The following is a 23,357-nucleotide window of genomic DNA, read 5'->3' as shown; positions in this document are numbered from 1 at the left end:
TGTGAATCGCCTCTGCTATTTTTGTAAATTTTGTCGTTAAAGGAGAACGTATGGCTACCCAAATCTATGTGAACCTGCCGGTCAAAAACCTGGCCAAGTCGGTTGAGTTCTTTCGCCAGCTGGACTACAAATTCAACCCCCAGTTCACCAACGAGAACGCCGCCTGCATGATCGTCAGCGACGATATTTACGTCATGCTGCTGGTAGAGCCCTTCTTCAAGACCTTCACCCCAAAACCGATTTGTGATGCCACTCAAAGCACCGAAGTGCTGATCTGTCTCTCCTGCGAGAGCCGGGATCAGGTGGACGAGTTGGTGTTGAAAGCCGTGGCCGCCGGTGCCACCACGCCCAGGCCGGCGGTGGACCAGGGCTTTATGTACGGCCATGGTTATCAGGACCTGGATGGGCACCTGTGGGAGTTGATCAGCATGGCACCCACCGCGACCGAGGTCGGCCCGCAAGACGTTTAGAAGCTGGGTGCAGACGCTGGCGTGGCTGGTGCTGCGGGCAAACTGGTGGAGGATGCCGGCGGCACCACATTCACCGGATCGAGGCGCTCTGACGGCAAAATGATTTCTTCCGGCAGCGGCTCCAGCGGCACCTCGGGCGCTGATGTCGGCATGAGGGGCGGCTCGGGGATGGGCTCCGGGATGGGCAGGGGCGCCGGCCTGGGCTCCGGTGGTTTCACCGGTACAGGCGTCGAGCCAAACAAGCTCCTGACCCAACCGCCCAGGCCGCCCATCAACGGGCCGAGCAGGCTGGTGTCTTTCGGTTCCAGAAAACGGACGCGCGGGTCAATGAGGCGGGCGCGCAGCGCTTGCGAGGTGAAATCGCCCACGATCGGCAGCGCACTGTGCGCGCCCTGGCCCCAGTAGTCGCTGCGCAGCGTGACGCGGCCGTCGTTAAAGCCGACCCAGGCGCCCGCCACCAGCTGCGGGTGCATCAGAATGAACCAGCCGTCAGTGTTGTCTTGCGTGGTGCCGGTTTTTCCGGCGAGGTCGGCGCGGATGCCGTAGCGGTTGCGGATGGCGGCGCCGGTGCCCCGGTCGATCACGCCGCGCAGCGCGTCCAGCAGCGTGTAGTTGGCCTGGGCGGACAGCGCGGGCTCGGCGGTGGCGGGCTGGAACTCGGCCAGCACTTTGCCCTGGCGGTTTTCAATGCGGGTGACCAGCACCGGCTCCAGGTAGCCGCCGCCGTTGGCGATGGTGGCGTAGGCGCTGACCATCTCGCGCAAGGTGACCGGGCTGGTGCCCAACGCGAGCGACGGCACCAGGTCGAGCTTGCTTTGCCGCACGCCCATGGCGCGTGCCAGTTTGGCGACCCGGTCGGGGCCGACGGTTTGCATGAGCTGGGCGGTGATGGTGTTTTTGGAATAGGCCAAGCCGTCGCGCAGGCTTAAGGGCCGGCCGCTGGGCGGGGCGTCGTCGGCGGGGCGCCACACTTCGCCGCCCTGCAGTGGGATTTCCACCGCCTGGTCGATGAAGGTGTCGTCGGGGCTGGCGCCTTTTTCAAACGCGGCGCCGTAAACAAAGGGCTTGAAGGTGGAGCCGGGCTGGCGCCTTGCCTGCTGCACATGGTCAAACGGATCTTGTTCGAAGTCGCGGCTGCCGACCCAGGCGCGGATCTGGCCGCTTCTCGGGTCCAGCGCCATAAAGCCGGCCTGCACCCGGGTTTTTTGCTCGCGCAGGGTGCGCATGAAGGTGGTGTCCGCCATCAGTTTTTTCAGGGCCTCTTTGGCCGTGAGCCCGCTGGTCATGGCGCGACGGTACTCGGGCGTTTCGCGCACAAAGGCTTGCACCAACTCGTTGCGCTCACCCCAGACCGTGCGCGGGCGCCAGGCGGCGTCGGCCACGCCTTGCAGTTGGCGGCCCTGGCGCGCCACAACCTGGTTGGCCACCTGCTGCAGGCGCGCGTCGAGGGTGGTGTGCACCACCAGGCCGTCGGTGTAGATGTTGTAGTCGTTGCGGTCGGCCCAGTCGATCAGCCATTTGCGCAGTTGCTGGGCAAAGTGCGGTGCCGGGCCCATCGGTTCGAGCTGGCGCTCAAATTCAACGCGCAGCGGTCGTTTTTTCAGCGACTCAAACTTGGCGGCATCGAGCTTGTCGCGCTTGACCATTTGCGCCAGCACGGTGTTGCGGCGCTGCTCGGCGCGCTCGGGATTGAGGACCGGGTTGTAGTAACTGGTGCCCTTGAGCATGCCGACCAGCGTGGCGCTCTCCAGCAGGTCGAGCTGCGCGGCCGATTTGTCGAAATAGGTGCGCGCCGCCATCTCGATGCCGACCGCGTTGTACAGAAAAGGCACGGTGTTGAGGTAGGTCTCGAGGATTTCCGGCTTGGTGTAGAGGGCCTCGATCTTGAGCGCGGTGATGGCTTCTTTCAGCTTGCGGTTGAGCGTGGCGGCACGGCCGATTTCCTCCGGATACAGGTTGCGTGCCAGTTGCTGCGTCAGCGTCGATCCACCTTGCAACTCACCCGAAAACGTGCTCAACGCGGCGGCGGCCGTGCGCCGCCAGTCGAGGCCGTGGTGCTGATAAAAGCGGTGATCTTCGGTGGCAATCAGGGCCGCCACCACCGACGGTGCGATCTGGTCCAGCGGCACCCAGGAACGATTGGCCCACTTGAACTCGGTCAGCAGCTTGCCGTCCGCCGACAGCACCTGCGCCGGCTGCTCCAGCTTGGCCTTGCGGATGTCGCTGATGCCGGGCGTGAACGGAATCAGCGCCAGCACGTAGAGCAAAAATAGCGCCGGCACGGCGGCCAGCGCCCACGCCAACTCGCGCCGGGTGGGGCGGCGCAAGCGACGCAGCCGGTCTGCAACAAGGGGTTTGAGCTGGGAAAGATTGATCATGCAGGAATCAGAGGGTAAAGTTGCTATTATTTTTATAGCTGTTTGCGCATGCTGCACGAGGGCTAGAGGCTGATATGGCTCATGGATTCAAGTACAAAGTGCATCCGTTGGTAGTTTAATCGGGCTCATCCTCAACCCATAAAAAACCTCGTGCGGAGTGCGATAGCCCAAACATTTTCGAGGCCTGTGGTTGAACGGCTACACCGCCTCATTGACCTGGTTCTGTCCGATTTTCCGCAAGTTGGTGTTCTCGTTGAGCCCAGACTCCCAGGAGCAGTAGGGGGCGCAAAGTACACCTTGGCCCGCAGGCATTGGGCGATGAATTCGTGATCCGCAAACTCGTTTCCGTTGTCAAACGTCAGTGTTTTGCAGCGGCTCTTGTGAGGCCGCTGCAGCGCGATGATGGCTTGTGTCAGCCGCCGCCAGCGTCTGTGCCTGCCCTCAGACCGGAACACGGACCATCAGGTGAGCGGCCGAAACACGAACGCTCGCGACACAAGAGGCTCGTCAACGACAGGCCTTGGCCTGCCACCCGTATGCATGCCTTTACCGCGACGATCAACGAGGTGATCGTGACGCTCAATCGTCTGGTCATAGCGTCGGCGCTTATCTGGATCAGACAGAACGGAATAGGCGTGATTGATCTGCGCCAACCTCTCACTGGCGGCAGCGGAACCCGAATTTTTATCGGGATGATTGACTTGGGCCAGGCAACGATAGGCAGCCTTGATCACCAAGGCGCTCGCACGGGGGCTGACTTCCAAGGCGTCGTACAGGGTGACTTCCGTTTTATCGGAACTCATGACTTGATAGGTAGGGCAGGCATGGAGATGATGCATCGTCCCACTTGTTCGGGCCGGGTGTTTGCGCGTTGTCAAAAACGTTGCTGCGGCATGTTCAAGATGGATCCCGGCGGGGGCGGCTCATTTCTTTGCCAGAAAATCCGGTTTCGACGCGATGATTCCAGTAGGTATGGACACCCGTTAGACACAGGGCTAGCCATGCAACCCCCTCCGCAACAGCGGCCAGCACATCGCTCAGATAATGAACGCCAAGGTACATGCGCGTAATGGCCACCAGCACCACCATGGCGAGTGCTACGAGCACGATCATCACGCGCCAGCGCCACGCCACTATCTGCGTAACCAGCATTCCAGCCAATACGCCATAAAACAAGGTTGAGCCTGCCACATGCCCGCTGGGGAAGCTGTAAGTCGCCAGTTCAAGGATCGGGACATCAAAATTTGGGCGCGCACGATGAAACGCATACTTCATCAAGACATTGAGCAGCATCCCGAACGGGACCGTAATGGTTACGCAAATCAACCAATACCAGTTTTTCTTCCAAGCCAAATAGGCGGCGATCAGCACCACAGCCGTCGTCATGGGGAGGGTGCTGTGGATGTTCGTGACCACCCGCATGGTCTGGGTCAACAGCGGTGTGGCATGCTCGTGAAACCACTGGGCCACGCGCAGATCAACAAGCGTGAGTGGGTCACCGCTGACGACATCTTCGGCGATTCCGCCAAATAACCAGCTGGCGCCAATCAAGATCAGTGCCCCTGTCGTGAGCTGCAAGCCAAGATAGCTCTGAGGCGACAGCCGGGCCTGGACAAACGCAATTTGTGGCCTGAAGCGAACGCGTAACGCATGGATGCGCGGTCGCTGAAGAAAGCGGCCCCAGCCGTGTCTGATGAAGGACTCATGCCGGACCGCCCAGCGCCAGAGCCAGACCAGTAACAACGCAAACACCAGGATGGCGCCGATGATGGCGCTGGCGCGTCCAATCCAGCGTTCGGCTGTTTGCCAGCTGGCGCCCAGGAAGTACCCGAGCAAGGTGACGGCAGATGCCCAAAGAACGGCACCCAATACGTTGTAGGGCAGGAATTTCCGGTAGGCCATTCGGGACGAGCCGGCCAGAAAGGGTATTAACGCTCGGGCAAAGCCGACAAATCGCCCCAAGAAAACCGCTTTGCTTCCGTGCCGCGCGAAAAATGTCTCTGCCTTGTTAATACGCTCGTCAGTCAGACCGAATCGACTACCGTACTTAACCAGCGCCGGGCGCCCCATGCCGCGCCCCATTTCGTAACCGATGCTGTCCCCCACGGCCGCCCCAATGGCAACGACCGCAATCAGCACGTCAAGATCAAGCAGTCCTTGCGCCGCCAGAAAGCCAGCCACCAGTACCAGGCTTTCGCCCGGAATAACCAGTCCGAAAAAAGCGGCCGATTCCAGCATCGCACCCAGGAAGATAACTAGATAGCCCCACTGTCCCAGTTGCTCGACGAGGTTGATCAGGTACTGCAACATAGGCGTTTCATTTGAAGCACATGTTGTGTGCTTTCGTCGTTGGTTATGGGCGAATCAGCCCAAGTGCAATGGGGCGGGCAAAAATTACCCGGTAAAAGCGTTCCATCTGTCGCGTGACCATCGTGCCGATGCGAGCCCAACCCATCGTAATGCCCATCCACACGACGCAGACGACACCCAAAGCGCCCAGCATATCCAATGGGAAATGGACGCCCAGAAAAATACGCGCCCAGGCGACTAAGGCGCCCAGCACAAGGATAGCCCAACCTGTCACGGAGCGAAGATAGCCCAAGATCAACGTCAGGCCGACCGCAAAGAAAATGGTGGCATGGTCGCTGGGGAAAGACGAATCCGGCGCATGTGGAATAAACATATGGCCGAGTCCGATCATGAAAGGCCTTGGATGGGGCCACACCTGAATAATAATTTGATTGACGCCCAATGCGACGAAGGCCACAAGACAGGCCTTGAGTGCCAGATTGCGTTGAGTTTCATCACGCCAACACCACAGGCCAACAAGGGCCACAGGTATCAGATAGATTAAATAATCAGCCATAACGGCCGCTAAGCTGATTTCCCAGGCAGGCGAGGCCAAACTGGCATTGATAGACAGAAAAAAGGCTTGATTGAGTGCTTCCAGATGGTTCATTGAGCGGTCAGCTTATAGGGAAGTTGGGCGGATGCCCCGAATTTTGTGTAACCGGCGGTTGAGTTCGGCGAGCGGCATGTGCTTGGCGAAGGCACGGTTTTTATGGGCGGCAAAAGCAGTCAAGCCAATCAGGCTCAATCCTGAAAATACCAATACCCGGCATTCACCCACTCGGTTAACTGGCGCACAAATTCGGGGTTTTGCAGCCCGCTCTCTAACAGGGCGTGGTTCAGCTCGTCGTTGTCACACAGCGCCACGACCGCCTGCTGGCTGGCCGGACCAAAGTCAAAGCGTTCGCCTTCGATGTAGCAAACCCCTTGGGCCACCGTTTCGTCGACATACAGGCAACGCAAGCCGCCGGTGCGGACCAGCGGCTGTTCCCTCAATGCGTTGACCAAGTCGGCAGTCTCCAGCGGCTCGTCCAGCGCTTGCAGATCGAGCGCGCATTTGGTCTTGGACAGGTAGCTGCCGGCAAAATCCGCCATCAGCGTGTTGTTGTCCAGCACGGTCTGCAGATGCGCTTTGATGATGGTGAAATCGCTGGCGTTGATCTGGCCCTGATGCTGACAAATCGGCCGCTTGGGGTCGCTCAGCAGCGTCTTGCCCAGCTCCTTGTCGATCACGTAATCAGCGAGACCGCTGAGCAGGTCGCAGGCCGATTTGGCCCGAAAGCCGACCGAGAAACTCATCGACTCTTCCAGCGCCACGCCTTCATGCGGGAAGCCCGGCGGGATGTACAAAATATCGCCGGGCGATAGTTCGACATCAATGATGGCCTCGAACGGCTCGGTGTGCAAGAGCGCCGCATGCGCCGCAAATTGCTTGTGCTCGCCCAGGTCGCCAACCCGCCAGTGACGCCGGCCGGAACCCTGGCAGATAAAGACGTCGTACAGGTCGATGTGCGGCCCGACGCCGCCGCCGGGCGTGGCGTAACTGATCATCACATCATCCAGTCGCCACTTTGGAATAAACGCAAACGGCTTCACCAGCTCGGCCACCTCGGGCGACCAGTGGTTCACCGCCTGCACGACCAGCGTCCAGCCCTCTTTGCCGAAACGCTGGTAGGACTCAAACGGGCCGACCTCGGCCTGCCATTGGTCGTCTTTTTTGTAAACGAGGCGGGACTCCACTTCTTCTTCGCAGGCCAGCCCTGCCAGATCATTGGGGCTGATCAGGTCCGCAAAGTGCTCAAACCCCTGGCGGATCACGACCGGCTTTTGTTGCCAGTAGTGCGCCATGAAGTGTTCGAGGGTGAAGTCAGCCAGGTTGAGTTTGAGCATGGGGCGCCAGTGAAAAAATAAAACGAAGGATCAGTCTGGCAGTAGCGACAGGTCGCGCACGGCGCCCTTGTCGGCCGACATCACCAGCATGGCATAGGCCTTGAGCGCGGCAGATACCTTGCGTTTGCGCGGCACGGCAGGCTTCCAGCCCTTGGCGTCTTGCTCGGCACGGCGGCGGGCCAACTCTTCATCCGACACCAGCACGTTGATGCTGCGGTTGGGGATGTCGATGCGGATGCGATCACCGTTGCGCACCAGACCAATCGCACCACCGGCTGCGGCTTCGGGCGACACGTGGCCCATGGACAGGCCGGAGGTGCCGCCCGAGAAGCGACCATCGGTCAGCAGGGCGCAGGCCTTGCCCAAGCCCTTGGACTTGATATACGACGTCGGGTACAGCATCTCTTGCATGCCGGGGCCGCCCTTGGGGCCTTCGTAACGCACGATCACCACATCACCGGCCTTGACCTTGTCTTCCAGAATGTTGGCGACGGCTTCGTCCTGCGACTCGGTCACATGGGCCGGGCCTTCGAACACCATCAGCGCGTCATCGACGCCAGCGGTTTTCACCACGCAGCCGTTGAGCGCGATGTTGCCCACCAGCACCGCCAGGCCACCCTCTTGCGAGAACGCGTGCTCACCGGAGCGGATGCAACCTTCAGCGCGGTCGGTGTCCAGGCTGGGCCAGCGCGTGGCCTGGCTGAAAGCGACCTGGCTGGGCTTGCCCGCCGGGCCGGCTTTGTAGAACTTTTGCACCTCGGGCGACGGGTTGCGCATGATGTCCCACTGGTCCAACGCATCCTTCAGGGTCGGCGCATGCACGGTGGGCACATCGGTGTGCAGCTTGCCCGCGCGGTCCAGTTCACCCAGGATGGCCATGATGCCACCGGCGCGGTGCACGTCTTCCACGTGGTATTTGGGCGTGTTGGGGGCGACCTTGCACAGCTGCGGCACCACGCGTGACAGGCGGTCGATGTCGGCCAGGGTGAAGTCGATCTCGGCCTCTTGCGCAATCGCCAGGATGTGCAGGATGGTGTTGGTGGAGCCGCCCATGGCGATGTCGAGCGTGATGGCGTTCTCAAAGGCCTTGAAGCCGATGGAACGCGGCAGCACGGTTTCGTCGTCCTGTTCGTAGTAACGCTTGCACAGCTCCACCGCCAGGCTGCCGGCGCGCTTGAACAGCTGCTCGCGGTCGGCGTGGGTGGCCACCACGGTGCCGTTGCCGGGCAGGGACAAGCCCAGCGCTTCGGTCAGGCAGTTCATCGAGTTGGCGGTGAACATGCCGGAGCAGGAGCCGCAGGTCGGGCAGGCGGAGCGCTCGACCTCGGCCAGTTCCTCGTCGGACACCTTGTCGTCGGCCGCCATCACCATGGCGTCGATCAAATCGAGCTTGATGACGCCGAGTTTGGTTTTGCCGGCTTCCATCGGGCCGCCGGAGACAAACACCACCGGGATGTTCAGGCGCATGGCGGCCATCAACATGCCGGGAGTGATCTTGTCGCAGTTGGAGATGCAGACCATGGCGTCGGCGCAATGGGCGTTGACCATGTACTCGACCGAGTCGGCAATGATGTCGCGGCTCGGCAGCGAGTACAGCATGCCGTCGTGGCCCATGGCGATGCCGTCGTCCACGGCAATGGTGTTGAATTCCTTGGCCACGCCGCCCGCCAACTCAATTTCGCGCGCCACCAACTGGCCCAGGTCCTTCAGGTGGACGTGACCGGGCACAAACTGCGTGAAGGAGTTGACCACGGCAATGATCGGCTTGTCGAAGTCGCCGTCCTGCATGCCGGTGGCACGCCAGAGTGAGCGGGCACCGGCCATGTTGCGGCCGGCGGTGGAGGTTTTGGAGCGGTAGACAGGCACGGATAAACCCTCTTGGTAGATGCTAAATGCGGTAGATGAAATTCACGGTCTGCGCAGCGGCAAAGGGCTGCGCTGAACCATCAATTATCGTCCCACCGTCATGCTTGGCAAAAGGGTTGGCCATGGTGATCAACAGGGATAATCCAGCATCCGCTGTTGATCCCCACAGCGCGTTTGCAACACATCCAACACCACCGAGAGTAAAAAATGCCAGCAACCGAACTCGTCGTCACCTCTTTGGGCAAAGTGGGGGAGAAAGAATTGCTGGTTCCAACCGGCCAGCAAGGCCGCACCTTTGCGCACGTTCAGGACTGGGTCACGGCCAAGCTGAAGGCCAAAACTTCGGTGAAAGACATCAGTACCTTTGTTCTTGTCAAAGGCATCAAGCAATGGGCGGTTTACGAAGAAAAGTCCGGCTCAAAAACAATTCGGACGGTCTTCAAAATTACCTAGCCTGGGTCTTCCGCCGGCGGCTGACCGACGTTAATTCATGCCTGCGCAAAGCGGTTGAAGAGCCGGTCAATCTCTGAAGAGATAATGGCCACATGAAAAATCGTACTTCTTTGCATCAACTTCCTCAGCAAAATATCTTTCGCAAGGGCGATGTGTTCGTGCTGTTCGGTGAACTTTTTGGACGTGGTTACGCCAACGGTCTGGTCAATGAAGCGCGCAAGGCGGGCATGCAGATCGTCGGCATCACGGTGGGGCGGCGCGACGAAAACAACAAGTTGCGCCCTCTGAACGACGAGGAGCTGGCGGTCGCGGAAGCTGGGCTGGGCGGAAAGATCATCAACGTGCCTCTGATGGCCGGTTTTGATCTGGATGCACCGGCGGGCGAGCCTACACCGACCGATTTGCTCGGCAGCATGACGCTCAAGACCTGGATGGACGACAAGCTCGACTGGGCGCATATCGAAAAATGCCGGGAAGTCGGCATCCAGCGCTTCAAGGATTCGGTGGCCGAAGTGATGGCACATCTGACTGGCATGGTCCCTGAGGGTCGCAATATCTTTTTTGCCCACACGATGGCGGGTGGCATTCCCAAGGCCAAGGTGTTCCTGGCCATTGCCAACCGTGTCTACAAAGGACGCGGGGACCGCTTCATGTCGTCCCAGGTCCTGCTGGAGAGCGATCTGGGCAAGCTGATTCTGCAGAACTTCGATGAAGTGTCAGCTAACACCTTCCAGCACCTCATTGACGCAAGTGCGGCTATCCGCACGCGGGTAGAAGCTTCGGGCGGCCAGGTTCGCTACTCGGCCTATGGTTACCACGGGACGGAAGTCCTCGTTGACGATCAGTACCAGTGGCAAACCTACACCAACTACACCCAGGGTCTGGCCAAGATGCGACTTGAGCGCATTGCTGAGGCGGCATGGCGCAATAACATCAAGGCCACGGTCTACAACTGCCCGGAAATCCGAACCAACTCATCCGATATCTTCGCGGGCGTCGAACTGCCACTGATCTTGCTCCTCACCGCGCTGAAGAAGGAAGCGGGTGGTGCCTGGGTCGAAGCGCAGTGGCAGGCCTGCCGTGAAATCCTGGCAGACGGGATCACACTGGAAGATGTTTTACAGAAGGTCCACGATTTCCAGGTCAGTGAAGTGATGCAGGACTTCCGTGATTTTGCCGCCTGGCCCATGCCCAACAGCCCGGCCCAAGCGGGCTTGACCATCGGCACATCCGATGAAATTCTGAAGATGCACAAGGACAGCAAAGCCCTGATCACCGATCTGCTGAGCAGCTTCGTGATCGAAGCCACCGGGCCCCTGATGTTCCGCGAGTCTTCTGCCCCGGCTGGTCCGGTGTTATGGCTCAACCATGACATCATTGCCCGGCAACTGAAACAGCTCCACGCCTGAGACCGAAATATCAAGGCCTGCTGCAGGGTCGGCTTCTTTCGGTGGCCACATCATGGTCAGTGCCCGTTATCAGCGGGTTTTACTACGCTGGTGGCCTAAAAGATGAAACGTCTAACCTTGTGTTTCCAAGAATATCCAAGATTCCCGCGCTAAGAATAACTGTCTGTAGTGCAACGGAAGCTGTCGGCCGCCATGCTTCCGGAATATAAATCGATTTCCCCAGTCCAGTCATCCCCACCGACGCTCCATTGCTGTTATTCGTAGATCAACGGTCTCTTAAACAACAAATTGCGAAAGCAGTTTCACGCACTCAGCGTCACTCACGCGACCATCGGTCAAAGCCGTAGCCAAAGCATCGAGTGCGGCCTGCTGAATAGGTCTCAACTGTAATTCCTGTGACGATTTAACGTGATTGATTTCAGGCGCAATCATCAATATGCGACGTGTGGAGGGCAATGTGGCAAGGATTGAGTCTCTGCCAAAAACTTCGATTATCTTGCTAAATAACTCAGGGCGCGGCAACGATTTATCTGACTCTAGCCCTGCCACATTTTGTTGAGTTGTGTTGGTCCGCTCTGCCAGTTGACCTTGCGTAATGCCTAAGCGCTTGCGCTCCGCATTTAAGGCATAGCCAAAGGTTACCGTAGGCAAATTTTCAGCATCCATCTTTATCATGTCCTTTAATAATTAACTTTTGCGTAGAAGCTACTAGCTACACCATCAAAGGCTCGCAGCAAACGATGCTTGATAAGCGTTAATTTTCTTGGCTTCTCCAATGTCAATTCGTGCGCTGTGCCCGTGTTTTTCGAGCATGTGCAAGAGGTTTGCACCATTCAACAAGACCAGTGGTTTACCTTGTGCAAAGCTGTATGAGTCTGGTCCATAGTCTGAGGTAGTTACCAATACTCCTTTTGTTGCACCTTCATTCATCACTGTTCCGTACAGATCACGAACGGCGCTGACGCCGACTGTATTTGTGTATCGTTTGGCTTGAATGACGATCTTGCCCCCGCGAATCGGATCAGGATCAAACGCGATGGCATCAACACCACCGTCCCGACTGGCTTGAGTCACCCGAACTTCACCGCCCGTTGAAGAGAACTCTTTTTCAAAAAGCTCACGGATCAAGTGTTCAAAATCCTCCCATCCCATCGCCGCTAAATTTACTCCGCTGTCTAGCGAACCAGCAACTCCATAGGCAGCAATAAATCGCGCATCATCCTTACTAATAGTCATGATCGGCGGTACCGGTGAAAGACCATGCAACTTGGAGCTTCCGACACCCTTGAGTGACTTGAAACATGTCTTTGGATCAACCTTGGTAAGGTTGATCTCTTTAAATTCGGCAGCATTCACGCGCATAGACAAAATGCAAGCTGTCACGTCCTTCCCTGTACCTCGATCAATAGAATTCACAATTCCATTCACCACGACCGCATGAATTGCACCAGCAGCATCAGAGCTAACAATTTCGTGTGCCGTGCGCAGAATTATCTGGTACACCACTTCGTCGTAGAGTTTTGTCCTGGCCGTCTCAGTCAGCTTTTGCTCCTCAAGGACGTTGCGAGCGGCAACCCATTTGACTCCCTTGCTTCTCGGAAAGTCGTCTGGGGCTGGTAACAAGTAATCAACGATCAATTGTTTTGATGACGGGTCGTAATCCAGTTCCCACTCTTTCGGACACAAGTCTGGATATCGCGACTGATACAGTACCAAATCACAGTGATCGACTATGGCAGCCGGCTCCAATGCGAGATATGCCGCCTGCTTGGCATCAATCGCCGCGTTGCGAAGCCGCTCCTTATTTTCAAATTCGGCTTTTCTGGCTTCCCACTCTGTGATCGATTCGGCATGAATGCTATTTATCCGCAGAACAGTCGTCCTGTACGCCAAGTGAGCGCCATCATGCGCTTCGGTTATTCGATCTACATCCGATTTCCATCGGGCAACTGCCTCCTGGAATCTGACCGTTGACTCTGCAATCTTTTGATCACGGCGAGATGAGATCAGCTTATCAAGTATTGAAATGGATGGCTGAAACTCCCAAGAGTCTTGGCTTGGCTTCGCTGGCAAAGAGGGGGCCATTGGCTCCGTTGGAAGTACGGGGAGCTTTGGCGGATCTTCACTGAACGGTAAATACCTGGCCTTTAGCGCCTCCCAATCCATCATGGTTGGCTCGTCTAAAGCTGAGACAAGTAAAGTTTCAAGCTGCTTGATATCACTCTGAATGTCCTGCGTCATCGCGTCGGCCTTATCGCGCTGCCCCTCGTCAAAGGCCATCCATTTTTGGGGAGTCCTTCGATCAATCTCTAGCTTCTTTCGCTCAATAATCTCAAATCGCTGCTCCCAATCGGCCCATTGAAGTTTGGTCAATAGTCGAACAAACTCTTCGTTTTCGCTGGTGTCTCGAATGATTCGATGCTTGCCTAGTCCCTCGTGGCGCATCTCGCCGACATACGTCTTCTTGCCAGAATCGTGCGTTGTGACTTCAAATTTGGCCTGAAAGTTTCCCATTCATCCCCCTGATTGACTTGCTTTCTAGTTATTAAGGCACGCGTGTTTCACGTAGCGTTGCCACGAAAAAGTTGTACATGAGATCGATGACGTCCTTCGCGTCAGACTCAAGAATTGCGGTTGGATGTCGATCCTCCATTCGGATTCGCACGCCAAGCGCATGTTGATGTTTGGCATCCTTGATGTGTACAAACGGATTACGGCGAAGGTTCAACTTCTTAGCGCGCGCAAGCCAGTCAGAAGGGAAGACCTTCTTTTCTGCCGCGATGAGGATTGCTTGACTGAATGTTGGGCTGCCATTTACATGCCCGAGTAGTTGAAGTTCTTCCACTACTGTGTGCTCGATGAATCCGACAGCGACCAGAAGCGTAGCGACGTAATGTCCATCCACGAAAACTTCGCGTGCTTCGCGGAGTAACTGCATGGCTTCGATTCTCCCAATAACAGCCGACGTACTGATCTCATGCAGTGCTAGCCACTCTATCCTGTCCGCCCGCCCTATTCGTCGTCGGGAATCGCTTTCTTCAAGCCCGGCCAGCAAACGTTGACGGGCGATGAATTGTGGAGCGTCCATAAATGATTAGCGAATGTCCAAACGATTGAGTTGTCGGGCAACTATAGCCAGTGGCGCGGTCCACATGAATAACTGCAACTCTGCAAAGTCGGAAGTGCGACAGATGTTACGGATATACATGTGGGGTTTCAGTCGAATTGATTGTGACATTTTCTGAGAACGCACCAATAAAGCCAATGTCGGGTTTGGTGGATGCAGTTCGGAACGCTGAATGTTGCCTGTCAGTCTAAAACGGGCATTTGAAAATGATCCGAAGCCACGCCAGCATTGGATTTAAAGAAGCCCTCATCCACAAAAAAACGCGCCCGAAGGCGCGTTTTTCAGGTGAGCAAGAAAGCGCTTACTTGGAGATGACGCGTGCCATTTCCAGCACTTTGCTCGAGTAACCCCATTCGTTGTCGTACCAGCTGACGACCTTCACGAACGTGCTGTCCAGTGCCATGCCGGCATCGGCGTCGAACACCGAGGTGCAGCTCTCACCGCGGAAGTCGGTGGACACCACTTTCTCTTCGGTATAGCCGAGCACGCCCTTCATGGCGCCAACGGATGCGGCCTTCATGGCGGCACAAATTTCAGCGTAGGTGGCGGGCTTGTTCAGCTCCACGGTCAAGTCCACCACCGACACGTCGGAAGTGGGCACGCGGAACGACATGCCGGTAAGCTTTTTGTTCAGCTCCGGAATCACCACACCAACCGCCTTGGCGGCGCCAGTGCTGCTTGGGATGATATTTTCCAGAATGCCACGGCCGCCGCGCCAGTCTTTGTTGGACGGGCTGTCCACGGTTTTTTGCGTCGCGGTCGCGGCGTGCACGGTGGTCATCAGGCCACGCTTGATGCCCCAGTTGTCGTTCAGTACCTTGGCCACCGGGGCCAGGCAGTTGGTGGTGCAGCTGGCGTTGGAGATGATGGCCTGGCCGGCGTAAGTGCTGTCGTTCACACCGTAGACAAACATCGGGGTGTCGTCTTTGCTGGGCGCCGACATGATGACTTTTTTGGCACCAGCGGTGATGTGCTTCTGGGCGGTTTCCTTGGTCAGGAACAAGCCGGTGGCTTCGATCACGAGGTCGGCGCCAACGTCCGACCATTTCAGGTTGGCGGGGTCACGCTCCTGTGTCAGGCGGATTTTTTTGCCGTTGACGATCAGGTTGTTGCCTTCAACGGCGAAGTCGCCCTTGAAGCGGCCATGCACCGAGTCAAATTGCAGCATGTAGGCCAGGTACTCTGGCTCCAGCAGGTCGTTGATGCCGACGACTTCAATGTCCTTGAAGTTTTGAACGGCGGCACGAAACACCATGCGCCCGATGCGGCCGAAGCCGTTGATACCAATCTTGATCGTCATAATTTTCTCCAATGGTTAAAACTTGAAAACGGATTACTTACGCAAAGCTTGTTCTACGGTGTCCGCCACATTTTCTGGCGTGAAACCGAAGAGTTTGAACAGGACCGGCGCTGGGGCCGACTCGCCGTAGGTGTCGATGCCGACAACCGCCGCGCAGCCGTATTTCCACCAGCCGGCGGTGACACCCATTTCGACCGCAATGCGGGGCACACCGGCGGGCAGCACGCTGCTCTTGTACTCGACGCTTTGCTTGTCAAAGGTGGTGGTGCTCGGCATGGAGACCACGCGCACCGCGATCTTGCGGGTGGCCAGAATCTCTTGCGCCTTGAGCGCCAACTGCACTTCGGAACCGGTGGCGATGATGACCGCCTGGGTCTTTTTCTTCATGCCGACTTCGCTGGGCTCGGCCAACACGTAAGCACCCTTGCTGATGTCACCCAAACCGGATTTCGGCGCGTAGTTGATGTTCTGGCGGCTCAAGAGCAGGGCGGTTGGCTTGTTCTTGTTCTGCAGGGCGACGGCCCAGGCGACCGCGGTTTCAGCCGTGTCACCCGGACGCCACACGTCCAGATTCGGGATCAAACGCAGCGAGGCGGCGTGCTCGATCGACTGGTGGGTCGGGCCGTCTTCGCCCAGACCGATCGAGTCGTGGGTGAACACATGCACCACGCGCAGCTTCATCAGCGCCGCCATGCGGATGGCGTTGCGGCTGTAGTCGCTGAAGGTCAAAAAGGTGCCGCCAAACGGAATGTAGCCGCCGTGCAGCGCCACGCCATTCATGATGGCCGCCATACCGAACTCACGCACACCGTAATTGATGTGGCGGCCGCCATTGCTTTCGCCGGTCACCGCGTCAAAACGCAGATTCGGGGTGCACTTGGTGTTGGTCAGATTCGAGCCGGTCAGGTCGGCCGAGCCGCCGAGCATTTCGGGCAGGGCAGCGGTGAACGATTCGAGCGCCAGTTGCGACGCTTTGCGCGAGGCCACGGTGTCGGCTTTGGTGTGGGCCGCCACGGCGGTGTCGACGGCGACCTGGTTGAAGTTCTTCGGCAAGTCGCCCTTCATGCGGCGCAGCAGCTCTTTGGCCAGCTCGGGGAAAGCGGCTTTGTAGGCGGCAAACTTGTCGTTCCAGACGGCCTCGGCGGCAACGCCAGCGGCTTTGGCGTCCCACGCGGCGAGCACCTCTTTGGGCACGCTGAATGGCTTGTGCGGCCAGCCCAGCGCGTCGCGGGTGAGGGCGATTTCTTCATTGCCCAGCGGTTCGCCGTGCGCTTTGGCGGTGTTGGCGCGGTTCGGGCTGCCTTGACCAATGGCGGTTTTGCAGATGATCAGGGTCGGCTTGTCGGCGCCGGTTTTGGCTTCAGCGATGGTGCTGGCGACCAGCTCGGCATTGTGGCCATCGATCGGGCCCAGCACGTTCCAGCCGTAGGCCACAAAACGCAGCGCGGTGTTGTCGATGAACCAGGGTGCGACCTGGCCGTCAATCGAGATGCCGTTGTCGTCGTACAGGGCAATCAGCTTGTTCAGCTTCCAGGCGCCTGCCAGGGCGGCGGCTTCGTGGCTGATGCCTTCCATCAGGCAACCGTCGCCCATGAAGGTGAAGGTGTTGTGGTTGACGACGTCATGGCCGTCACGGTTGAATTCTTGGGCCAGCAGTTTTTCTGCCAGTGCCATGCCGACCGCGTTGGTCAGGCCCTGGCCGAGCGGGCCGGTGGTGGTTTCCACGCCGGGGGTGACGTGCACTTCCGGGTGGCCGGGCGTTTTGCTGTGCAGCTGGCGGAATTTCTTCAGTTCGGCCATCGGCAGCTTGTAGCCGGTCAGGTGCAGCACCGAGTACAGCAGCATGGAAGCATGGCCGTTGCTGAGGACGAAGCGGTCGCGGTCCAGCCAGTGGGGGTTGGTCGGGTTGTGCTTGAGGTGCGATCCCCACAACGCCACGGCCATGTCGGCCATGCCCATGGGCGCGCCGGGGTGACCCGAATTGGCGGCTTGCACGGCGTCCATCGCCAGGGCGCGGATGGCATTGGCCATGTCCGTGCGGCTGGCGCCGATGGCGGGGACGGCTGCGACCGCTTGCGTGACTTCTTGTTCTACTTGCTCAACTTGTTCTGTATCAGACATCTGTGCCAACTTTGAAATAGTTCTACGGTGGAGGGGGAAACCCGACATTTTACCGGCCACCGCCAAGCGCCCGATTTATACGCCGTGTAACCGGATGCAGCGCCGGCACTGCGTATAGTCGCAAGCATGCCAAGACCGCACCTGAACGCCACTGGAGAAATTGCCGCATGAAGCCAACGCCAACATCGACGCCAACCACCGATCCGATCCACGCCATGCTGCTCGCCGCCGGGCGCGGCGAGCGGATGCGCCCGCTGACCGACCGCACGCCGAAACCGCTGTTGCTGGTGCGCGGCAAGCCGCTGATGCAGTGGCCGCTGGAGGCGCTGGCGCGCAGCGGCTTTCAGCGCGTGGTGGTCAATACGGCCTGGCTCGGGGCGCAGATTGCTGATAAATTCACAAGCGTTTTCAGGCTGCAGCCCCCGTCGGATATGCGCAAGCCGCTATTAAATCAGGAGTCTATCGAGATCGCTTACTCGCATGAAGGGCAAGACTTTGGCGGCGCCCTGGAGACGGCCGGCGGCATTGTGCGGGCCTTGCCGCTGCTCTGCCCGGCGGACGCCAGCGGGGCGCGTGCCACAGTGTTTTGGGTGCTGGCCGGCGACGTTTTTGCGCCCGACTTTGTGTTTTTACAAGCGGCGGTGGACCGTTTTGTGGCCAGCGGCAAGCTGGCGCATTTGTGGCTGGTGCGCAACCCGGCGCACAACCCGCACGGCGACTTTGGCTTGACGCTGAGGCCCGGTGACGCCGTTGGTCTGGCGCTGAATTTGCCCGCCGATGACCCGCAACCGCGTTACACCTATTCCACCATCGGCCTCTACCACCGCGCCTTGTTTGCGCCTCCGTATTGCGACATTCCGGCTGGCAATGCCCAGGGCCTCAAAGCCCCACTGGCGCCGCTGTTGCGCGCCGCCATGGACAATGGGCAGGTCAGCGCGGAGCTGTACCACGGGGCCTGGACCGACGTGGGCACGCCGGAGCGCCTGCAGTCGCTGAACCAGCTGACCGATTCAGATTAATTACCTTGACCAACCTGGTCCGCCTTCGTGCCAACTGGAGCTAAGCCTTGAACCTTTCTGCCACCCCGTCTCTTTACGCCGAACGCCGCGCCCGCCTGGCCGCCCAACTCGGGCCCAAGGGCATTGCCATCCTCCCGACCGCGCCCGAACAGCAGCGCAACCGCGATGGCGATTTTTTGTACCGGCACGACAGTTACTTTTATTACCTGAGCGGCTTTACCGAGCCGAAGGCCTGGTTGGTGATCACCGGCGACGGCAAAACAACTCTGTTTTGTGCGCCGAAGGACATGGAGCGTGAAATCTGGGATGGCTACCGGCTCGGGCCGGATGCCGCGCCCGCGCAGTTGGGCGTCGATGCGGCGTATTCGATCACCGAACTGGCCGCCCAGATGCCCGGCCTGCTGGATGGCCGCGATGCCGTCTGGTACCCGTTTGCCACCCACAAAGGGCTGGAGACGCAAGTCGACGGCTGGTTGGGCAGCGTGCGTGGCCGCGTGCGTTTGGGGGCGCTGTGCCCGGATCAGCTGCGCGACCTGTGCGGGCCGCTGGACGAGATGCGACTGGTCAAAGACGGGCACGAACAAGCCACCATGCGCCGCGCCGCGCAGATCAGCGCCGGCGCCCACATCCGCGCCATGCAATTGAGCGCCCGGATGTTGCGCGATGGCCAAGAGGTGCGCGAGTACCACCTGGACGCCGAACTGCTGCACGAATTTCGTCGCCAGGGTTCGCAGTACCCGGCCTATGGTTCCATCGTGGCCGCCGGCGCCAACGCCTGCGTGCTGCACTACCGCGCCGATGCCGGGCGGGTAGCGGATGGCGAGCTGGTGCTGATCGACGCCGGTTGTGAACTCGACGGTTATGCGTCCGACATCACGCGCACCTTTCCGGCCAACGGCAAGTTCAGCGGGCCGCAGCGTGCGCTGTACGAACTGGTGCTGGCCTCGCAGGAGGCCGCGATCGCCGCCACCCACGCCGGCGCCCGCTTTACCGACCCGCACGACGCCACCGTCAAGGTGCTGGCGCAAGGCCTGCTGGACTTGGGGCTGCTGGACAAAAACAAGGTCGGCACGCTGGCCGATGTGATCGAGAAGCGCGCTTATTCCACCTTCTACATGCACCGCACCGGCCACTGGCTGGGCATGGACGTGCACGACTGCGGCAGCTATGTCGAGCCGGCCGAAGCGGGCCGCTTTACCGAGCGCAAGGACCCGCTGAGCGGCGACACCGTCAAGGACCGCCCGAGCCGCATCCTGCAAGCCGGCATGGTGCTGACGGTTGAGCCCGGCCTCTATGTGCGGCCGGCCGACGGGGTGCCGGTGCAATTCCACAACATCGGCATCCGGATTGAAGACGACGCCATCGTGACGGCGGCCGGCTGTGAGCTGATCAGCCGTGGCGTGCCGGTGGCGGTGGACGAGATTGAGGCGCTGATGCGGGGCTAGTGCCAAAATCGCAGCATGCAAGCTCCTTCTTCACCCCCCATTCAGCCGCCGACCCAGGCCCATAACCCCCTGCACGGCCTGACGCTGGAAGCTATCGTCACCGCGCTGGTGGCGCACTACGGCTGGGCCGGTTTGGGTGAGCGCATCCCGGTGCGCTGCTTCACCCTCGACCCCAGCATCCCATCCAGCCTGAAGTTTTTGCGCAAGACGCCATGGGCCCGCGAAAAAGTGGAGGGGCTCTACCTCTTCATGTTGCGCGAGACCCGCCGCGCCGGCGTCAACCGCCCGAACGCTTGAACTGTTCGGTGGCGGCCACCAGCGCGCTGGCAATGCCGGGCTCGAAAGCGGCGTGACCGGCGCCTTCAATGATCTGAAAGCGGGCCTCCGGCCACGCCCGGTGCAGGCGCCACGCTGACTGCGGCGGACACACCACGTCGTAGCGCCCTTGAATGATGACGGCGGGCAAATGCCGGATGCGGTCCACGTTGCGGATCAGCTGGTCGTCCGTCAGATAGGCGGCATGGCGAAAGTAGTGCGCCTCCAGCCGGCCGATGCCCAGGGCGACGGTCTCCGAGTCCAGCGCCTCGGCGGTCTCCGGCTGCGGCAACAGGTGCAGGCAACGGCCCTCGTACCGGCTCCAGTTGCGGGCCGCCTGCAGATTTTCCGCGGCGTTGTCGCTGAACAAACGCTGCTCATAGGCTTGCAGCAGGTCATCGCGCTCGGGCTCTGGAATCGCGGCCACAAAGCGTTCATGCTCCTGCGGGAAAAACCACTTCATGCCATTTAGAAACCAGTCAATCTCGGGCGGGGTACCCAGAAAAATGCCGCGCAAGATAAAGCCGGTGCAGCACTGCGGGTGGGCCTCGCCATAGGCCAGCGCCAGCGTTGACCCCCAGGAGCCGCCAAACACCAGCCATTGCGCAATACCCAGCAGCTGGCGCAGGCGCTCGATGTCTTCCATCAGCAGCTGCGTGGTGTTGTGGCGGGTTTCGCCCAGCGGCGTTGATTGGCCGGCCCCGCGCTGGTCAAACAGCACGATGCGGTAGTAGGCCGGGTCAAAGAATTGCCGATGCCGGGGCGACAGACCGGCACCGGGGCCGCCATGCAAAAACAGCACCGGCACCCCGGCCGGATTGCCGCATTCTTCCCAATACAGGGTGTGCAAATCGTCGACCGGCAGCCGGCCGCTGCGGTACGGTTCGATAGGCGGATAGACGGGGCTGGGGGGTGTTGATTCAGGCATGGGCGGGTGTTTCTTTCGGGGGCCGGACAGGGCGCGGCGTTGGCACGGGAGTGGCCATTAGGCGCCTGTGTCCGTGTGCCTCGCATTTCTCATGAGGGTTATCTCGATAGTCTCTATCAATCATTTAGCCAAAACCAATTGGCCTTGTTAATTGCATCGCCGTATCATTCGTCCTGTGCCGATAAAAACCAATCATCAGTTGATCATTCAAACCCAGGAGTTCACCATGACTGCAAGCCAACGCCCCGAGATCAAGACCATCGCCAATTTAGAAGCCGCCTTTGCCGGCGAGTCGATGGCCCACATCAAATACCGTTATTTCGCCAAACTGGCACGCGAGATGGGAGACGAGGAAACCGCCCGCACCTTTGAAGCCACGGCAGACCAGGAAGTGATGCACGCCTTTGGCCACCTGGATTTGCTCTACCCCAAGGCCAGCATGACACCGGCCAAAGCGCTGCAAATCGCCATTGACGGCGAAACCTACGAGTACACCGAGATGTACCCCGGCTTTCGCAAGACCGCTGAAGCCGAGGGCCATGCTGCCGCCGTGGCCGAAATGAACGAGCAGATTGAAGAGAGCAAAGTGCACGCTGCGCAATTCACCGCCATGCTGGAAAAAGCGCAGAAGCGCTTCGCCGCCCTGGCCAAGGTGGAAGAGCGCCACGCCAACCACTACAAAGCCCAGCTGGCCAAGGTCACGGCCAACGCAGCGGCGTAAACGCCAGTCGCGCCAGAATGCTATTTGTTTAATAGCAGCTTGCGCACTATCGATGAGGGCTAGCGCCCGATTTTACTCTTATATTTATTGGAACACCCCATGAAAACTTATCTTTGCATCGTTTGCGGTTTTGTCTACGACGAGGCCACCGGCCGTCCGGAAGACGGCATTGCGCCCGGCACCCCATGGGCCGATGTGCCTGAGAGCTGGGAATGCCCGGACTGCGGCGTCGCCAAGGCCGACTTTGAGGCCGTCGAGATTTAAAGCACTGCAAACCAAGAAAACATCACCATGACGCAACCGATCATCATCATTGGCGCCGGCCTGGCGGGCTGGACCACCGCACGCGAGTTCCGCAAACTCGACAGCACCACGCCGGTGCTGCTGATCACGGCCAACAGCGGCGACTTTTATGCCAAGCCGTCGCTGTCCAACGCGTTGGCCCAGGGGCGCGCACCGGCGCAACTGGTCAGCACGCTGGCGGTCAAGATGGTGGAGACATTGCAAGTCACCTTGCTGGCCAACACCCGCGTGGAGGCGATCAACCCGCAAACCCGAACGCTCACCACGTCGCAAGGCGAGTTCAGCTACCACCAACTGGTGCTGGCCACGGGTGCGCAGCCGATTCGGATTCCGGTCGCGGGCGATGCGGCGGAGCAGGTGCAATCGATTAATTCCCTGGATGACTTTTCGGCGTTTCACGCCCGGTTGATGGGGGCTGGCAGCGATGGAAGCAGCAATGAACCGCAGGCCATGCCGCACAAGAAACACGTCCTGATCATGGGCGCGGGCCTGATTGGCTGCGAGTTTGCCAATGATCTGGTGGCGGCGGGTTATCCGGTGACCGTGGTCGATCCCGCCACGGGGCCGATGGCCGCGCTGTTGCCACTGGAGGCCAATGAGCAGTTGCGCGAGGCGCTGGCGGCGTTGGGCGTGACCTGGCACTTTGGCGCCACGGTGAAGTCGGTGAACCAGGTGGCGGGCCAGCCGGCCCTGCAGGTTGAGTTGTCCAATGGGCATTTGGCCGCCGCCGATACCGTGCTGAGTGCTATTGGTTTGAGAGCGGATACCGCGCTGGCACAAGCCGCCGGGCTGGCCTGTGAGCGTGGCATCGTGGTGGACGTTACCTTGCAAACCAGCGCTGCGCACATCTATGCCTTGGGCGATGGCGCGCAGTATGCCAAGGGTTTCTGGGGCGATGACGGCAACGCGTCCAACGCCAGCACGCCGTCCGTTTCGGGTGGCCGCATTCTGCCTTACGTGATGCCGATCATGAGCGCCGCCCGGGCACTGGCCGCGACTCTGGCGGGCACGCCCACTGAAGTGGTTTTCCCGCTGATGCCGGTGGCCATCAAGACGCCGGCGCTGCCGATTGTGGTGGCCGCCCCCACGCCCGGTACCGCCGGGGGCTGGCACAGTGAAGAGCCGGGACTGTGGCAGTTCATCGATGCACAGGAACAAGCGCGCGGCTTCACGCTGACCGGCCAACAAACGCCCCGGCGCGCGGAGCAGGCCAAGCGGGTCATCGCCTGAGCAGGGTAGAGCAAGCGCCTGGCGCAGCGCGGC

Annotated in this window: 22 protein-coding genes and 1 pseudogene; 9 read left to right on the top strand and 14 right to left on the bottom strand. The window is 59.6% G+C overall.

Annotated elements, in window-relative coordinates; genetic code table 11:
* The first annotated feature begins 50 nt into the window (after positions 1 to 50).
* A complete protein-coding gene (locus HHJ17_RS10230; protein ID WP_296501739.1) occupies positions 51 to 470 on the top strand; it encodes a VOC family protein in 420 nt (139 codons plus the stop codon).
* On the opposite strand, the gene HHJ17_RS10225 is transcribed toward HHJ17_RS10230, so the two are convergent.
* The 8 genes and pseudogenes from HHJ17_RS10225 to HHJ17_RS10190 form a co-directional block, all read right to left on the bottom strand.
* Positions 467 to 2,848 carry a transglycosylase domain-containing protein gene (locus HHJ17_RS10225; protein ID WP_296505695.1) on the bottom strand — a complete coding sequence of 794 codons (2,382 nt, stop codon included), beginning with the start codon at positions 2,846 to 2,848 and terminating at the stop codon, positions 467 to 469. The genes HHJ17_RS10230 and HHJ17_RS10225 overlap by 4 nt on opposite strands.
* A gap of 87 nt (positions 2,849 to 2,935) precedes the next feature.
* A pseudogene (locus HHJ17_RS10220) lies at positions 2,936 to 3,222 on the bottom strand (hypothetical protein); the annotation flags it as partial.
* A gap of 87 nt (positions 3,223 to 3,309) precedes the next feature.
* Positions 3,310 to 3,651, bottom strand: coding sequence for a J domain-containing protein (locus HHJ17_RS10215; protein WP_296505694.1), 342 nt, complete (start codon positions 3,649 to 3,651; stop codon positions 3,310 to 3,312).
* A 94-nt stretch (positions 3,652 to 3,745) separates the two neighbouring features.
* The gene (locus HHJ17_RS10210; protein WP_296505693.1) at positions 3,746 to 5,155 is read right to left on the bottom strand and encodes a bifunctional DedA family/phosphatase PAP2 family protein; all 1,410 of its coding nucleotides are present in this window, start codon (positions 5,153 to 5,155) and stop codon (positions 3,746 to 3,748) included.
* A 46-nt stretch (positions 5,156 to 5,201) separates the two neighbouring features.
* Entirely contained in the window at positions 5,202 to 5,807 is a 606-nt protein-coding gene (locus HHJ17_RS10205) for a phosphatase PAP2 family protein (RefSeq protein ID WP_296505692.1), read from the bottom strand.
* Between the two features lie 134 nt (positions 5,808 to 5,941).
* Entirely contained in the window at positions 5,942 to 7,087 is a 1,146-nt protein-coding gene (locus HHJ17_RS10200) for a cupin domain-containing protein (protein ID WP_296505691.1), read from the bottom strand.
* Between the two features lie 30 nt (positions 7,088 to 7,117).
* Positions 7,118 to 8,953, bottom strand: coding sequence for a dihydroxy-acid dehydratase (gene ilvD, locus HHJ17_RS10195; protein ID WP_296505690.1), 1,836 nt, complete (start codon positions 8,951 to 8,953; stop codon positions 7,118 to 7,120).
* Between the two features lie 22 nt (positions 8,954 to 8,975).
* Positions 8,976 to 9,170, bottom strand: a complete 195-nt coding sequence (locus HHJ17_RS10190; protein WP_296505689.1) for a hypothetical protein — start codon at positions 9,168 to 9,170, stop codon at positions 8,976 to 8,978.
* Between HHJ17_RS10190 and HHJ17_RS10185 the strand changes: the two genes are divergently transcribed.
* Together HHJ17_RS10185 and HHJ17_RS10180 are read left to right on the top strand one after the other, a co-directional pair.
* On the top strand, positions 9,161 to 9,406 hold the full coding sequence (locus HHJ17_RS10185) for a hypothetical protein (protein WP_296505688.1): 246 nt from the start codon (positions 9,161 to 9,163) through the stop codon (positions 9,404 to 9,406). The genes HHJ17_RS10190 and HHJ17_RS10185 overlap by 10 nt on opposite strands.
* Before the next feature lie 92 nt (positions 9,407 to 9,498).
* Positions 9,499 to 10,815 carry a hypothetical protein gene (locus HHJ17_RS10180; RefSeq protein ID WP_296505687.1) on the top strand — a complete coding sequence of 439 codons (1,317 nt, stop codon included), beginning with the start codon at positions 9,499 to 9,501 and terminating at the stop codon, positions 10,813 to 10,815.
* A 276-nt stretch (positions 10,816 to 11,091) separates the two neighbouring features.
* On the opposite strand, the gene HHJ17_RS10175 is transcribed toward HHJ17_RS10180, so the two are convergent.
* The 5 genes from HHJ17_RS10175 to tkt all read right to left on the bottom strand — a co-directional run bounded on the left by HHJ17_RS10175 (position 11,092) and on the right by tkt (position 17,273).
* Positions 11,092 to 11,481 carry a helix-turn-helix transcriptional regulator gene (locus tag HHJ17_RS10175; RefSeq protein WP_296505686.1) on the bottom strand — a complete coding sequence of 130 codons (390 nt, stop codon included), beginning with the start codon at positions 11,479 to 11,481 and terminating at the stop codon, positions 11,092 to 11,094.
* A gap of 54 nt (positions 11,482 to 11,535) precedes the next feature.
* On the bottom strand, positions 11,536 to 13,329 hold the full coding sequence (locus HHJ17_RS10170) for a restriction endonuclease (protein ID WP_296505685.1): 1,794 nt from the start codon (positions 13,327 to 13,329) through the stop codon (positions 11,536 to 11,538).
* Positions 13,330 to 13,360: 31 nt separating this feature from the next.
* Positions 13,361 to 13,903, bottom strand: a complete 543-nt coding sequence (locus tag HHJ17_RS10165; RefSeq protein WP_296505684.1) for a hypothetical protein — start codon at positions 13,901 to 13,903, stop codon at positions 13,361 to 13,363.
* Positions 13,904 to 14,243: 340 nt separating this feature from the next.
* Complete coding sequence (gene gap, locus HHJ17_RS10160; RefSeq protein ID WP_296505683.1) at positions 14,244 to 15,242, bottom strand: type I glyceraldehyde-3-phosphate dehydrogenase; 999 nt, start codon at positions 15,240 to 15,242, stop codon at positions 14,244 to 14,246.
* 33 nt (positions 15,243 to 15,275) lie between these two features.
* Positions 15,276 to 17,273 carry a transketolase gene (gene tkt, locus HHJ17_RS10155; protein ID WP_296501183.1) on the bottom strand — a complete coding sequence of 666 codons (1,998 nt, stop codon included), beginning with the start codon at positions 17,271 to 17,273 and terminating at the stop codon, positions 15,276 to 15,278.
* 305 nt (positions 17,274 to 17,578) lie between these two features.
* On the opposite strand from tkt, the gene HHJ17_RS10150 reads away from it, so the two are divergent.
* Genes HHJ17_RS10150 through HHJ17_RS10140 form a run of 3 tightly spaced genes read left to right on the top strand, consistent with a single transcriptional unit; the run spans position 17,579 to position 20,124 of the window.
* Complete coding sequence (locus HHJ17_RS10150; RefSeq protein ID WP_296501185.1) at positions 17,579 to 18,382, top strand: nucleotidyltransferase family protein; 804 nt, start codon at positions 17,579 to 17,581, stop codon at positions 18,380 to 18,382.
* Positions 18,383 to 18,429: 47 nt separating this feature from the next.
* Positions 18,430 to 19,827: an aminopeptidase P N-terminal domain-containing protein gene (locus tag HHJ17_RS10145; RefSeq protein ID WP_296500709.1), complete on the top strand. Its 1,398-nt coding sequence runs from the start codon at positions 18,430 to 18,432 to the stop codon at positions 19,825 to 19,827.
* Between the two features lie 15 nt (positions 19,828 to 19,842).
* Positions 19,843 to 20,124: a VF530 family protein gene (locus tag HHJ17_RS10140; RefSeq protein WP_296505682.1), complete on the top strand. Its 282-nt coding sequence runs from the start codon at positions 19,843 to 19,845 to the stop codon at positions 20,122 to 20,124.
* Here the strand turns inward: HHJ17_RS10140 and pip are convergent.
* The gene (pip, locus tag HHJ17_RS10135) at positions 20,105 to 21,070 is read right to left on the bottom strand and encodes a prolyl aminopeptidase (protein ID WP_296505681.1); all 966 of its coding nucleotides are present in this window, start codon (positions 21,068 to 21,070) and stop codon (positions 20,105 to 20,107) included. The two genes, HHJ17_RS10140 and pip, sit on opposite strands and share 20 nt — an antisense overlap.
* A gap of 226 nt (positions 21,071 to 21,296) precedes the next feature.
* On the opposite strand from pip, the gene HHJ17_RS10130 reads away from it, so the two are divergent.
* From HHJ17_RS10130 to HHJ17_RS10120, 3 genes are all read left to right on the top strand, one after another.
* Entirely contained in the window at positions 21,297 to 21,791 is a 495-nt protein-coding gene (locus HHJ17_RS10130) for a rubrerythrin family protein (RefSeq protein ID WP_296500713.1), read from the top strand.
* A 99-nt stretch (positions 21,792 to 21,890) separates the two neighbouring features.
* Positions 21,891 to 22,055 carry a rubredoxin gene (locus tag HHJ17_RS10125; RefSeq protein ID WP_296505680.1) on the top strand — a complete coding sequence of 55 codons (165 nt, stop codon included), beginning with the start codon at positions 21,891 to 21,893 and terminating at the stop codon, positions 22,053 to 22,055.
* Positions 22,056 to 22,082: 27 nt separating this feature from the next.
* A complete protein-coding gene (locus HHJ17_RS10120; protein WP_296505679.1) occupies positions 22,083 to 23,324 on the top strand; it encodes an FAD-dependent oxidoreductase in 1,242 nt (413 codons plus the stop codon).
* Positions 23,325 to 23,357 lie beyond the last annotated feature (33 nt).

Source organism: Rhodoferax sp. (assembly GCF_012927445.1).
Lineage (GTDB): Bacteria > Pseudomonadota > Gammaproteobacteria > Burkholderiales > Burkholderiaceae_C > Rhodoferax.
Note: the sequence above shows the minus strand (reverse complement) of the source record. Positions and strands in the feature narration are given on the sequence as shown.